Consider the following 12,398-nt stretch of genomic DNA (forward strand, 5'->3'; position numbering starts at 1 on the left):
TTGGCTCCGCCTGCTGGGCTCGAACCAGCGACCCAATGATTAACAGTCATTTGCTCTACCAACTGAGCTAAGGCGGAACTGTGTATCTGGCCGGTTGCGTGTGTGCTGTCCCGTTCAGATGGCGCGTATCTTATAGAGCACCCCGGGGGAGGTCAACCCCTTTTTTCAAAAATAACTCATTGATTTTTCAGTGTTTATTTTCTCGCCGCCGGGGTGGCAATCGCTCCTCCCATTTGTCGTGCCAGTGGCGGAGCGCCTACAATTTCCCTCCCCGGCACGGAAGTGGCCGACAGCATCAATTGGTGAAGAATCTATGGAATCGCGCCCGTTCAAGGTGGCCAGCAAATACGAACCCGCCGGCGATCAGCCCGCTGCCATTGCCAGCCTGGTGGAGGGCATCGAGGATGGCCTGGCCCACCAGACCCTGCTGGGTGTGACCGGGTCCGGTAAAACCTTCACCATGGCCAATGTCATCGAGCGGGTTCAGCGCCCGGCCATTGTCATGGCGCATAACAAGACGCTGGCGGCGCAGCTTTACGGTGAGCTGAAGGAATTTTTTCCCAAGAATGCCGTGGAGTATTTCGTTTCCTATTACGACTACTACCAGCCGGAGGCCTATGTGCCTTCGTCCGATACCTTTATCGAGAAGGATGCTTCCGTCAACGAGCATATCGAGCAGATGCGGCTGTCCGCCACCAAGGCACTGATCGAGCGCAAGGACGTGATCGTGGTGGCAACCGTATCGGCGATCTACGGTCTGGGCGATCCGGACAAGTACCTGAAAATGGTGCTGCACCTGGACCGCGGTGACATCGTTGACCAGCGCACCATTCTGCGGCGGCTGGCAGAGCTGCAGTACACCCGCAACGACGCCGACTTCCGCCGCGCCACCTACCGGGTACGGGGCGACATCATCGATATCTATCCGGCGGACTCCGACCTGGAAGCGGTGCGCCTGTCGCTGTTCGATGAGGAAATCGAAGAGATCACCCTGTTTGACCCCCTCACCGGCGAGGTGCTGAAGAAGGTCCCGCGGATCACCATCTTCCCCAAGTCGCACTATGTCACCCCGCGGGAAACCATCGTCAAGGCCATCGATGAGATCAAGGACGAGCTGGAGCTGCGGCTCAAGCAGCTGCGCGATAACAACAAGCTACTCGAAGCGCAGCGCCTGGAACAGCGCACCCGTTACGACCTGGAGATGATGCAGGAGCTGGGTTACTGCAACGGGGTGGAGAACTATTCCCGCTACCTGTCGGGGCGCGACGCCGGCCAGCCGCCACCCACCCTGTTTGATTACCTGCCGCCGGAGGCGCTGCTGTTTATCGACGAGAGCCACGTTACCGTGCCGCAGATCGGCGGTATGTACCGCGGTGACCGCTCGCGCAAGGAAACCCTGGTGGAATACGGTTTCCGCCTGCCGTCCGCCCTGGACAACCGTCCGCTCAAGTTCGAGGAGTGGGAAAAGCTGTCGCCGCAGACCATTTTCGTATCCGCCACACCAGGCAAATACGAGGCGGAGCACGCCGGCGCCGTGGTGGAGCAAGTGGTGCGGCCCACCGGCCTGGTGGACCCGGAGGTGGAAGTGCGCCCCGCGGAAACCCAAGTGGACGATACCCTGTCGGAAATCCGCCGCTGCGTGACCGCCGACCAGCGAGTGCTGATCACAGTGCTGACCAAGCGTATGGCGGAAGACCTGACGGAATATCTGCGGGACAACGACGTACGCGTGCGCTACCTGCACTCGGATATCGATACGGTGGAGCGGGTGGAAATTATCCGCGACCTGCGTATCGGTGAATTCGACGTACTGGTAGGGATCAACCTGCTGCGCGAGGGCCTGGATATGCCGGAAGTGGCGCTGGTGTCGATCTTCGATGCCGACAAGGAGGGTTTCCTGCGCTCCGACCGCTCCCTGATTCAGACCATTGGCCGCGCCGCGCGGAACCTGGAGGGCAGGACGATCCTGTACGCGGACAAGATTACCGACTCCATGCGGCGGGCACTGGACGAAACCCAGCGCCGGCGCGAAAAGCAGCTGGAGCACAATGCCACTCACGGTATTACCCCCAAGGGTATCCGCAAGAGTGTCGCCGATATCATGGAGGGAGCCATTGCCCCTGGCGTGCCCGCCCGCGGGCGACGCAAGGTGGCGGAAAAAGAGGGCGCCTACAAGGCGGAGCAGAAACCGCTTACGGATCAGCAGCGCTGGGCCAGGATCGAAGCACTGGAAGAGCAGATGTACAACCATGCCAAGAACCTGGAATTCGAGGCGGCGGCAAAGCTCAGGGACGAAATCGGCCGCCTCAAGGAAGAGAAATAATTCTGGCTGCAGATGCCGCAACTACAGGGGCGCCGCGCCGTATTGCGGTGTCCACGAGGATTGGATAGTCTGCTGTTATCTGTGAACTTCACATTACAGACAGCAAGCTCACAACGGACTGGCGCGTGATAAAAATAGAAGGGTTGCGCAGGGAGTATGGCGAGGGGGATGCCAGAGTCATGGCCCTGCGCGACGTCTCTCTGCAAATTGCAAAAAATGAATTCGTTGCGGTGATGGGTTCATCCGGATCCGGCAAGTCGACGCTGATGAACATTCTCGGCTGTCTGGATCAACAGAGTGCCGGTCACTACTGGCTCGACGGGCGCGAAGTGTCGAGCTTTGACGACGAATCCCTCTCCGCCATCCGCAATCGCCACATCGGCTTTATTTTCCAGACCTTTCACCTGCTGCCGCGGCTCACTGCCCAGCAGAATGTCATGTTGCCCCTGCGATTTTCCGATACTGCAGACGCCGCCGGCGCCGCAGCGCGCGCGGTGGAAATGCTCACCCGGGTGGGGCTCGGCCACCGCATCGACCATCGCCCATTCGAAATGTCCGGAGGCCAGCGCCAGCGAGTGGCCATAGCGCGGGCGCTGATCAACCGGCCAAAGGTCATTTTTGCCGATGAGCCCACCGGAAACCTCGACAGCAAAACCTCCGAGGAAATCCTCGAGCTGCTGTGTGCCCTCCACCGTGAAGGGCAAACCATCGTGATGGTGACCCACGAGCATGAAGTGGCCAGCCGCGCCCAGCGCATTATCCGCATGAGCGATGGCACCGTGGTGGAGGATTCGCAATGCTCCGTCTAATGGGTTCAGCCTGCGCAGCAATAGCGTCACTGCTGCTTGTATCCCTTCCCGCGCTGGCTCAGGCACCGCTGCTGCTCAGCGGGGAATTACGGGCGGAACAAAGTCAGTCGTTTTTCTCGCCGATGACCGACAACTGGCGGGTGGAAGTGCAGTGGCTGATGCCGGAAGGGCAGGTGGCCCAGGCCAGTGAAATCGTGGCGGTATTCGACGGTGCGGCGATCCAGGGAGAGATAGAGTCAGAAACCGTTGCACTGGATACCGCGCGGGAAAAACTGGAGAAAGATGACAGCAAGTTCGCACAGGACGTGCTGGAGAAAAAATTCGCGTTAAAGCGCGCGGAGCTGTTGCTGAAGAAGGCCGGCATTGATGCCGCAGTGCCGAAGCAGTACCTGAGTGCCTACGAGTACGAATCCTACCAGGTGGCAAAAAAAGAGGCCGAGTCCGCAGTGCGCAAGGCGCAGAAGGAGCTGGCCCAGGCCGAACTGACCCGGGAAGTGGCGGCAAAGAAACAGCGGGTAAAAATCGCCGGTTCCGAGGCACGGCTCGAATACAAGCGCGCGCAACTGGAATCCATGTCCCTGCGCGCGGAGCGTTCCGGCCCGGTGCTATACGGCAAGCACCCCTGGACCGGCGAGCGGGTTTTTGTGGGAATGACCGCACAACCGGGATGGCTGATCGCGGAAATTCCTTCCCTAAGTGACCTGTATGTGGAGGCCTGGTTACACGAGATCGATATTGACCGGGTGCGCAGTGGACAGGGCGTGGAACTGATTTTCGACTCCTATCTCGGGCATCGTTTGCCCGCGCAACTCGCCGAAATTGCTACCCAGCCGCAAAAGCGGCAGGAGCAGGGCCCGGGGCTCTATTACCGGCTGGTGTTCAAATTCACCGAAACGCCGGAACTGGAGCTGCTGCCCGGTATGGGGGCGCGTATCGAATTTCCGGAGGCCGGAACATGAAGCGGCTGATAACTCTTGTGGCGCTGGTGCTCGCGGCCTGTAGCAGTGGGGAGGGAGGGGAGCCCCTGGCCGCCGGCGCGGCACGGGCCGTACCCGAATCCATTCCCGGTGAGCTGGAATCCGTGCGCTCCGTCATGGTGGCGCCGCCGGCCATCGAGCGCATGTGGCAGTACAGTATCAAGCGCATGGTGGCGGAGAACAGCCATGTCGAAAAGGGCACGGTGGTGGTCGAGTTCGATGATAAGCAGGTGCGGGAACGGCTGATTGAAAAGAAATCCGAGCTGAAGCAGTGGCGCAGTGAGCTCAACAATACCCTGTTGAAGGAAAAGCAGACCGCAAAGGACGATGTCTTGGCGATCGAGGAAAAGCGTGCAGCTTATGAAAAGGCCGAGCGCCGCGCGAATATTCTCGACCAGTCCATGTCCAGGATCGAACGTGAAAAAGCCGCAATTGATTTTGAAATTGCCGGCAATGACCTGAAGCTGGCGCGGGAGATGGCGGCAATGCACAAGCGCACTGGCGAGCTGCGCATTTCCATGGCCAGGCACCGGGTCGCGCGCTGGGAAGGTGAAGTGGCAGTGCTTGTGGCAGAGCGGGAAAAACTCAAGGTCAAGGCATCCATCGGAGGCCTGGTGCAGTATGTGGCCAACTGGAAAGGGGAAAAACCATCGGAAGGTGAATCGGTGCGCTTCGGTCAACCGATCATGCAGATCTCCGACCTGAGCGAGATGCGGGTGCGCGCGCAGGCAGACGAGGTGGACAAGGCATACCTCACCGTCGGCGCGGATGTGGAAGTGGTGATCGATGGTGCCGAGGCTGTCACCCTGCGCGGTCATATCCTGGAGCTGGGTCGTGTGGTGCGTGATCGCGCCAGGGGCGACCGCCGCCGGGTACTGGATCTGCTGGTAGGGCTGGATGAAGGGGACGGCAATGCACTGAAGCCGGGGATGACCGCATCCCTTTCGCTGTTTACACCTGTGGGCGAACAGCCTGCACAGGTGGCGGGGGAGGCAATGTGAGCATTTTGATCGATCGTAGCGTTGCGCGGGTGCTCGGGATCATTCTGCTGTCCGGGTCGCTGTTGCTTTCCGCCTGCACCGACAAGCCGTCGGAGCCGTTGCTCTACCGGGTGCACTACAGTGAGCGCGAGGCACTGGTGCCGGCGCAGGGCGAGCTGGAGGCGGAGTCCGCGACTGCAATACAGGCGCCGACCTCGGGGCCGCCCAAGTTTATTTCGTGGCTGGCCCCGGAGTATTCCCTGGTTAAGAAAGGGGATGTCATTGCCCGCTTCGACGGCGAGCAGATGCGCCGCAAACGCAGCGACGCCGCGCGGGAGCTGACCCAGGCGGAGGAAGACCTGCGCGAGAAGCGCGGCGCCCTGGATACGGAGCAGGTGGCGATTCTGGCGGATATCGGGCAGGTATCGGTGGAAAAGGGGTTTGCCGAGCGCTTTGCGATTGACGACGACCGCCTCAAATCGCGCCTGGAAATTCTCGAAGAGCAACTGGACACCCGCTACCTGCAGTCCAAGCTCACTTATCTCGACTGGAAAAACCAGCGTTTTGCCACCGGCGCCGAGGGTGAACTGGCGGTGCTGTCGGTGCTACAGCAAAAGCACAGTGCGCAGATCCAGCGATTGGATCAGGGGATGTCGGAGCTGCAAATTGTGGCCCCCCACGATGGCATGCTGACCTATACGGCGAACTGGCGCGGCGAAAAGCCACAGGTAGGCACCCAGGTCTGGCCGGGGCACAAGGTCGCGGACCTGCCGGATACCAGCGTGATGCAGGCGAAATTACAGGTTGCGGAGCGCGAGGCGGTCGGTCTCGCGGAGGGGCAGGTGGTTACCCTGTGGTTCGAGACGCAGCCGGCGCAGCACTTCAGTGCAAAAGTGAAGAGTATCAGTGCGGCCCCCTCGACCATCGAGCGGGGCAATCCGCAAAAGTACTACCAGGTGGTGGCCGCTTTCGATGAGCAGTATCCGGCGCAGTTCAAACTCGACCGCGGTGTGCGCGCAGAAATCCGCGTGGCAGACGCCGAACGACGGCTGGAAATCCCGGCGCAGTGCGTGTTTCGCGACGGTGCCGGAGCCTATGTTTTTCTGTACCAGCAGGGGCGGTTCCTGCGTCGCGATGTTTCCACCGGGCGGATCACGCCCACCCATATCGAAATCATTGGCGGCCTGGAGCCCGGTGACCAGATTGCCCTGTACGAGGTTTCTCCGGGCAATGCCGGCAGACGTGTTGCGCAGGAGAGTGGCGTGTGAGTGCACAGAACCCAGGTGAACTGCAAATGGACGGGAGCGGTGAGACCGGTGCGGCGTCAGCTTCACGCTTCGCCTCCCTGTTGCCGATATCCCGCGGCCGCCGGGCGCTGCTGGCGAGTTTTCGCGAGGCCCTGGCGGAATTGTCCCAGCACAAGCTGCGCACACTGCTGACATTGCTGGGCATGATCTTCGGTGTCGGCGCGGTTATTGCGATGCTCAATATCGGCAAGGGCGCCGAGCGCGAGGCCCTGCGCATGATCGAGACCATGGGGCTGAACAATCTGATAGTGCAGGGGGCAGAGCTGGAGCAGGAGGAGCTCTACGAGCAGCGCAAGCAATCCGCCGGACTCAGTTTTCGCGACGGGGAGGCGGTGCTGGCCACCCTGGGTGTTGTCGAGGCATTTGCCGCGCAGAAATCCATCGAGACCTACAGCCTGTACAGCCGCTACGGCAAGAGTGAGGCCGCAGCCACCGGCGTCAGTCCTGCCTATTTCCGGATGTCCCCGTTCCAGCTGTCCGCAGGCCGTTTGATCGATGACGAGGACGAGCGGCGTTTTGCCCAGGTGGCGGTGCTGGGGGAATCGGTTGCGCGGCAGCTGTTTCCCGGGCGCTCTGCGCTGGGGGAGCGGATCAAGGTAAATCAGTTGTGGTTTACGGTGATCGGTGTGCTGGATTCACCCTTTGTGGCGGGCTCGGAATTTGAGGGCGTGCGCCTGGGGGCGGAACAGGACCTGGTGTTTATCCCCTTGTCAGCGGCCCGGCAGCGTTTTCCCAGTGAGCGACTGGCGGCAGAAGTGAGTGAGCTCAAGTTCCAGCTGGTGGATGGGACCGATGCGGGGGAGGCGGCGCGGGCCATTGCTCACCTGCTCAACCGCCGCCACAACAATGTGAAGGACTTCACCATGGTGGTGCCGGCGGCACTGATGGCGCAGAAGATGGAGACCCAGGCCATCTTCAATATCGTGATGTCCTGTGTGGCCGGTATTTCCCTGCTGGTGGGCGGGATCGGCATTATGAACATCATGCTCGCCACCGTGCTGGAGCGCACCAGTGAAATCGGACTGCTGCGGGCCATCGGTGCCACCCAGCGGGATATTCGCAGCCAGTACCTGATCGAAAGCTTCACCATCGCCATTCTCGGCGGACTGCTGGGTATTCTGTTCGGGGTCCTGTTGTCGGAGGCGATTGCGCTCTACGCCGGCTGGGCAGTGTCCTGGTCGCTGAGCGGGATACTGCTGTCATTTACCGTGTGCGCGGCCATCGGCTTATTGTTTGGCGTCTACCCCGCGATCAAGGCCTCGCGCCTGAACCCCATCGACGCGCTGCAGAGCGACTGAGCTGTTCGGCTTCTTCTTCAGTAGCAGCAGGCTGCCGATAATCACCGCCATCCCCAGCAGGTGGTAGACGGAGAAGGGTTCCCCCAGCACCAGCGCGGCGACGATCAACGTCACTACCGGACCGGTCGTGCCTATGGCTCCGGTGCTGGCGGAGCCGATTTTCTGGATCGCCGCACTCATCATCAGCGACGGAATCACCGTGCACAAGAAGGCCACCGCAAGCGCGTAACCGTAGACCGGCAGCGGCTGCAGCAGTTGCGACCAATCGCCCTTCAGCAGAAAGTGCAGGCAGATGGCGGCGCTGGCGGCGATCATCGCCAGGGCGGTAAATTGCCGGCTGCCCAGGGCCCGGATCACGTTTTCACTGAAGGCCACGTAAACGGAAAAACACAGTGCACTGGCGAAAGTCAGCACGGCGCCCCAGCTGGTAGGCGTCAGCGCCACCCACTCGGGGGCGGCCACGCCGGTGCTGAACGCCTGGTCCTGCCAGAAGATCAGCAGGATGCCGCCATAGGCGCCGAGTACACACAGCAGTTGTCGCGGTGAGATGCGTTGGTCGAGAAACACCCATCCCAGGAATAGCACCAGGGTGGGGTACAGATAGATGATCAGGCGCTCGAAGTTGGCGCTGATATAGCGCAGCCCCTGCAGGTCGAGAAAGCTGGCGCCGTAGTAGGCACAAATGCCCAGGGCGATACACAGAAGTCCGTTTTTGCGGCTCACCGGCTGCCAGTTGTGCCGGGCCCTGAGCTGCAGCAGGATCGCAGCATAGAAGGGCAGTGCCAGCAGCATGCGCAGCAGGATAAAAGTGTCCACGTCCACCTGATAGCGGTAGGCCAGTTTGATAAAGATGGCCTTGATCGAGAATAGGGCGGCCGCCGCCAGCGCCAGCAAAAAGCCGTTATTGGCGATGGCGGTGGATGACGGGTTCTGGGGTTGTGTATCCTGCATGCGTCCTGCTGCGTCCGGTTCCTGAAAAGGGAGCAGCGCACCATACAGCATGTGGTGCATCAAGTTGTGCTTTGGCGGGAAAATTTTCTGATTTTCATTATTGAAATGCCAAATGGCTGGTGCTAAAGTTCGCGTCCTCTGCAGCGGGGAGCCTCCCCGGATGCCAGTCTTTAGACCCGTAGCTCAGTTGGTTAGAGCGCTGCCTTGACATGGCAGAGGTCAGCAGTTCGAGTCTGCTCGGGTCTACCATTTACCTACTCTCTACAAAATAACGTCCTGTCATTTTGTAGAGGTCGCCCTGAAAAAGCTGCGCAAAATGTGATTTTGCTGGTTTTTCAGCGCTCGCGCCGGCTTTCCCGGCGGCGGTGCATCCAGGCACCGCTCCCCGCTAGCCAAAGCGTTAATTGTTCACGCGGTCTTTCGTAGGGGTCGCCACTGATAGAAAAGGAAGTGCAATGCCTGTTGTCACCCTCCCTGACGGTTCCCGTCGCGAATTCTCCAATCCTGTTTCCGTATTCGACGTTGCCAATGATATTGGTCCCGGTCTGGCGAAAGCTGCCCTGGCTGGCGTGGTCGACGGCAAGGAAGTGGATACCAGTTTTGTGATCGATCACGATGCCGACCTCGCCATCGTGACCGAGCGCCAGCCGGAAGGGCTGGAAATCATCCGTCACTCCACCGCGCACCTGCTGGCCCAGGCGGTCAAGCAGCTCTATCCCGGTGCCCAGGTCACCATCGGCCCGGTGATCGAAGACGGCTTCTATTACGATTTCGCCTACGAGCGCCAGTTCACCCCGGAAGATCTCGAGAAGATCGAAAAGCGCATGGAAGAGCTGGCCAAGGAAGACATTCCGGTCAGCCGTCGCTTGTTGCCGCGCGACGATGCGGTCAAGTACTTCCGCGAGCTGGGTGAGGAATACAAGGCTGAGATCATCGCCAGTATTCCCACCAACGAAGACATCTCCCTGTATCGCCAGGGCGACTTTGAAGACCTGTGCCGGGGCCCCCACGTGCCGTCTACCGGCAAACTGAAGGCCTTCAAGCTGACCAAGGTGGCCGGCGCCTACTGGCGCGGCGATGCCAACAACGAAATGCTGACCCGTGTATACGGTACCGCCTGGGCTAACAAGAAAGAGCTTAAGGCCTACCTGCACCGTATCGAAGAGGCGGAAAAGCGCGATCACCGCAAGCTGGCGAAGAAGTTCGACCTGTTCCATATTCAGGAAGAGGCGCCGGGTATGGTGTTCTGGCACCCCAACGGCTGGACCGTGTACAGCACCGTCGAGCAGTACATGCGCCAGCGCCAGCGCGAGCGCGGCTACAAGGAGATCAAGACCCCGCAGCTGGTGGACTTCTCCCTGTGGCAGAAGTCCGGTCACGCCGACAAGTTCGGTGACGACATGTTCACCCTGACCAGCGAAGAGCGCCAGTTCGCCATCAAGCCCATGAACTGCCCCTGTCACGTACAGGTGTTCAACCAGGGGCTGCGCAGCTACCGCGATCTGCCTCTGCGTCTGGCGGAGTTTGGCTCCTGTCACCGCAGCGAGCCGTCCGGTTCCCTGCACGGCCTGATGCGCGTGCGCGGCTTCGTGCAGGACGATGGCCACATTTTCTGTACCGAAGACCAGATCCAGTCCGAAGTATCCGAGTTCATGGACCTGCTGCACGCGGTGTACAAGGATTTCGGCTTCGAGGAAGTGATCTACCGCCTGTCCACCCGCCCGGAACAGCGCGTCGGTTCCGACGAGAGCTGGGACAAGGCCGAGAAGGCCCTGGCGGATGCGCTGAATGCCGCCGACCTGCCGTGGGAAGAGCTGCCGGGCGAGGGCGCCTTCTACGGGCCCAAGATCGAGTTCTCCCTCAAGGATTGCCTCGGTCGGGTATGGCAGTGCGGCACCATTCAGGTGGACTTCTCCATGCCGGGCCGCCTGGACGCCCAGTATGTGGCGGAAGATGGCTCCCGTCAGACCCCGGTGATGCTGCACCGCGCGACCCTCGGGTCATTCGAGCGCTTTATCGGTATCCTGATCGAGAACTACGAGGGGGCCTTCCCCACCTGGCTGGCGCCCCAGCAGGTGGCGGTGCTGAATATTACTGACCGCCAGGCTGATTACTGTCTCAATTTGCAGAAACAGTTGGGTGAGCAGGGTTTCCGCGCCGCCGCCGACTTGAGAAACGAGAAGATCGGTTTTAAAATCCGCGAGCACACGCTTCAGCGTGTCCCTTATCTGCTGGTCATCGGCGATAAGGAAGTGGAAAACCAGACGGTCGCCGTGCGGACACGTAGCGGTGAGGACCTCGGAACCATGACTTATGAGTCATTCCTTGAGCTCCTCCAGCAGGATGTGGATCGCCGCGGCCGTTCGTCTATTGCGGGTGCCGCCGAGGGCTAATAGCGAGGGCTATACGAGAGTCCCGAGGCAAAAGGCGCCGCAACAGACATTTTTATAAATTACCGGAGACGAGTGTTATTAAACGAGATATGAAAGGACGGTCCAAAAAGGCCCGTATCAACGATCAGATCGAAGCGAAAGAAGTTCGATTGATTGGTGCGGATGGTGAACAGGTAGGCATTGTGTCTCTGGATGAGGCTCTGGAAAAGGCGCAGGGTGCCAGCCTGGATCTCGTTGAAATTGCTCCGGACTCCGATCCCATAGTCTGTAAAATCATGGACTACGGGAAGCACGTATTTGAGGCCAAGAAGGCCAAGAATGCGGCCAAGAAGAAACAGAAGCAGCAGCAGATCAAGGAAATGAAGTTCCGTCCCGGTACCGATATCGGCGACTACCAGATCAAGCTGCGCAACCTGACCCGCTTCCTGGAAGCCGGGGACAAGGCGAAAGTCTCCCTGCGCTTCCGCGGCCGTGAAATGGCCCACCAGGAGCTGGGGATGGAAATGATGCAGCGCATCGAGAAAGATCTCGAGGAGCTGGGTGTTGTGGAGCAGCGGCCGAAGATGGAAGGTCGCCAGATGATCATGGTGATTGCTCCCAGCAAAAAGAAAAAGTAAGACCCAGGGCCAATATCCGGCATTGCCGGGTACCTGAGTCTTCTTTTCGGGATGTGGTCGGGCGACGGCTGCCTTCTCACTCCCGCACAGCCACAGGCTTCGGTCTGCGGCCAATTAACCGGACCCATTCGTGGGTCATTATTTACTTTGGAGTACAAAATGCCGAAAGCAAAAGTACACAGTGGCGCTGCCAAGCGCTTCAAGAAGACGGCTTCGGGCTACAAGCACAAGCACGCCAACAAGAGCCACATCCTCACCAAGATGACCACCAAGCGTAAGCGTCAGCTGCGCGGCACTCAGCTTATGAACAAGTCTGATGCCACCCTGGTCGATCGCATGCTGCGCGCCAAGTAATTGGCAGCACCCGTAAAGGTTTAAGAGGATAGAGTTATGGCCCGTGTTAAACGTGGTGTAGTGGCACGTCGTAGTCACAAGAAAATTCTGAAGCAGGCTAAAGGTTACTACGGTGCGCGTTCTCGCGTATTCCGTGTTGCCAAGCAGGCAGTCATCAAAGCTGGTCAGTACGCTTACCGCGACCGTCGTGTCAAGAAGCGTAACTTCCGCGCTCTGTGGATCACGCGTATCAACGCCCAGTCCCGCGCTGAAGGCCTGAGCTACAGCCGACTGATTGCCGGCCTGAAAAAGGCGGATATCGCTCTGGATCGCCGTGTTCTGGCTGATCTGGCGGTATACGATAAAGCCGCTTTTGCTGCCGTAGTTGAAAAAGCCAAGGCAGCCCTGGC

General features: G+C 59.9%; 11 protein-coding genes and 2 tRNA genes. 11 read left to right on the forward strand and 2 right to left on the reverse strand.

Annotated features, from left to right (window positions below; genetic code table 11):
• Window position 1: 1 nt before the first annotated feature.
• A tRNA-Asn gene (locus QZ511_RS14585) sits at window positions 2-77 on the reverse strand.
• A gap of 236 nt (window positions 78-313) precedes the next feature.
• On the opposite strand from QZ511_RS14585, the gene uvrB reads away from it, so the two are divergent.
• The 6 genes from uvrB (at window position 314) to QZ511_RS14615 (ending at window position 7,694) form a co-directional block, all read left to right on the forward strand.
• Complete coding sequence (gene uvrB, locus QZ511_RS14590; protein ID WP_295803421.1) at window positions 314-2,323, forward strand: excinuclease ABC subunit UvrB; 2,010 nt, start codon at window positions 314-316, stop codon at window positions 2,321-2,323.
• Window positions 2,324-2,448: 125 nt separating this feature from the next.
• On the forward strand, window positions 2,449-3,132 hold the full coding sequence (locus QZ511_RS14595) for an ABC transporter ATP-binding protein (protein ID WP_295803422.1): 684 nt from the start codon (window positions 2,449-2,451) through the stop codon (window positions 3,130-3,132).
• Window positions 3,120-4,091 (forward strand): HlyD family efflux transporter periplasmic adaptor subunit, encoded by a 972-nt coding sequence (locus QZ511_RS14600; protein ID WP_295803423.1) that lies wholly within the window; start codon window positions 3,120-3,122, stop codon window positions 4,089-4,091. Before QZ511_RS14595 ends, QZ511_RS14600 begins: the two co-directional genes overlap by 13 nt.
• Window positions 4,088-5,110 (forward strand): HlyD family efflux transporter periplasmic adaptor subunit, encoded by a 1,023-nt coding sequence (locus QZ511_RS14605; protein ID WP_295803424.1) that lies wholly within the window; start codon window positions 4,088-4,090, stop codon window positions 5,108-5,110. Before QZ511_RS14600 ends, QZ511_RS14605 begins: the two co-directional genes overlap by 4 nt.
• Complete coding sequence (locus QZ511_RS14610) at window positions 5,107-6,357, forward strand: HlyD family efflux transporter periplasmic adaptor subunit (protein ID WP_295803425.1); 1,251 nt, start codon at window positions 5,107-5,109, stop codon at window positions 6,355-6,357. The genes QZ511_RS14605 and QZ511_RS14610 overlap by 4 nt, the downstream gene beginning before the upstream one ends.
• On the forward strand, window positions 6,354-7,694 hold the full coding sequence (locus QZ511_RS14615) for an ABC transporter permease (protein ID WP_295803426.1): 1,341 nt from the start codon (window positions 6,354-6,356) through the stop codon (window positions 7,692-7,694). Before QZ511_RS14610 ends, QZ511_RS14615 begins: the two co-directional genes overlap by 4 nt.
• Here QZ511_RS14615 and QZ511_RS14620 read toward each other — a convergent pair.
• Complete coding sequence (locus QZ511_RS14620) at window positions 7,623-8,645, reverse strand: DMT family transporter (protein WP_295803427.1); 1,023 nt, start codon at window positions 8,643-8,645, stop codon at window positions 7,623-7,625. The genes QZ511_RS14615 and QZ511_RS14620 overlap by 72 nt on opposite strands.
• 172 nt (window positions 8,646-8,817) lie before the next feature.
• Here QZ511_RS14620 and QZ511_RS14625 point away from each other — a divergent pair.
• The 5 genes from QZ511_RS14625 to rplT all read left to right on the forward strand — a co-directional run.
• A tRNA-Val gene (locus tag QZ511_RS14625) sits at window positions 8,818-8,894 on the forward strand.
• A gap of 206 nt (window positions 8,895-9,100) precedes the next feature.
• Window positions 9,101-11,038, forward strand: a complete 1,938-nt coding sequence (thrS, locus tag QZ511_RS14630; protein WP_295803429.1) for a threonine--tRNA ligase — start codon at window positions 9,101-9,103, stop codon at window positions 11,036-11,038.
• Window positions 11,039-11,127: 89 nt separating this feature from the next.
• The gene (gene infC / locus QZ511_RS14635) at window positions 11,128-11,655 is read left to right on the forward strand and encodes a translation initiation factor IF-3 (RefSeq protein WP_295803431.1); all 528 of its coding nucleotides are present in this window, start codon (window positions 11,128-11,130) and stop codon (window positions 11,653-11,655) included.
• Window positions 11,656-11,814: 159 nt separating this feature from the next.
• Window positions 11,815-12,009 carry a 50S ribosomal protein L35 gene (rpmI, locus tag QZ511_RS14640; protein ID WP_248215837.1) on the forward strand — a complete coding sequence of 65 codons (195 nt, stop codon included), beginning with the start codon at window positions 11,815-11,817 and terminating at the stop codon, window positions 12,007-12,009.
• Between the two features lie 36 nt (window positions 12,010-12,045).
• A partial coding sequence (gene rplT, locus QZ511_RS14645) for a 50S ribosomal protein L20 (protein ID WP_295803434.1) occupies window positions 12,046-12,398 on the forward strand: 353 nt, incomplete at its 3' end.

This window comes from uncultured Microbulbifer sp. (genome assembly GCF_913055755.1).
GTDB lineage: Bacteria > Pseudomonadota > Gammaproteobacteria > Pseudomonadales > Cellvibrionaceae > Microbulbifer.

Excerpts from the sequence above, each read along its gene's own strand:
- uvrB (WP_295803421.1), top strand. The coding sequence starts at position 314 with ATGGAATCGCGCCCGTTCAAGGTGGCCAGCAAATACGAACCCGCCGGC.
- QZ511_RS14605 (WP_295803424.1), top strand. The coding sequence starts at position 4,088 with ATGAAGCGGCTGATAACTCTTGTGGCGCTGGTGCTCGCGGCCTGTAGC.
- QZ511_RS14600 (WP_295803423.1), top strand. The coding sequence starts at position 3,120 with ATGCTCCGTCTAATGGGTTCAGCCTGCGCAGCAATAGCGTCACTGCTG.
- infC (WP_295803431.1), top strand. The coding sequence starts at position 11,128 with ATGAAAGGACGGTCCAAAAAGGCCCGTATCAACGATCAGATCGAAGCG.
- rpmI (WP_248215837.1), top strand. The coding sequence starts at position 11,815 with ATGCCGAAAGCAAAAGTACACAGTGGCGCTGCCAAGCGCTTCAAGAAG.
- QZ511_RS14620 (WP_295803427.1), bottom strand. The coding sequence starts at position 8,645 with ATGCAGGATACACAACCCCAGAACCCGTCATCCACCGCCATCGCCAAT.
- thrS (WP_295803429.1), top strand. The coding sequence starts at position 9,101 with ATGCCTGTTGTCACCCTCCCTGACGGTTCCCGTCGCGAATTCTCCAAT.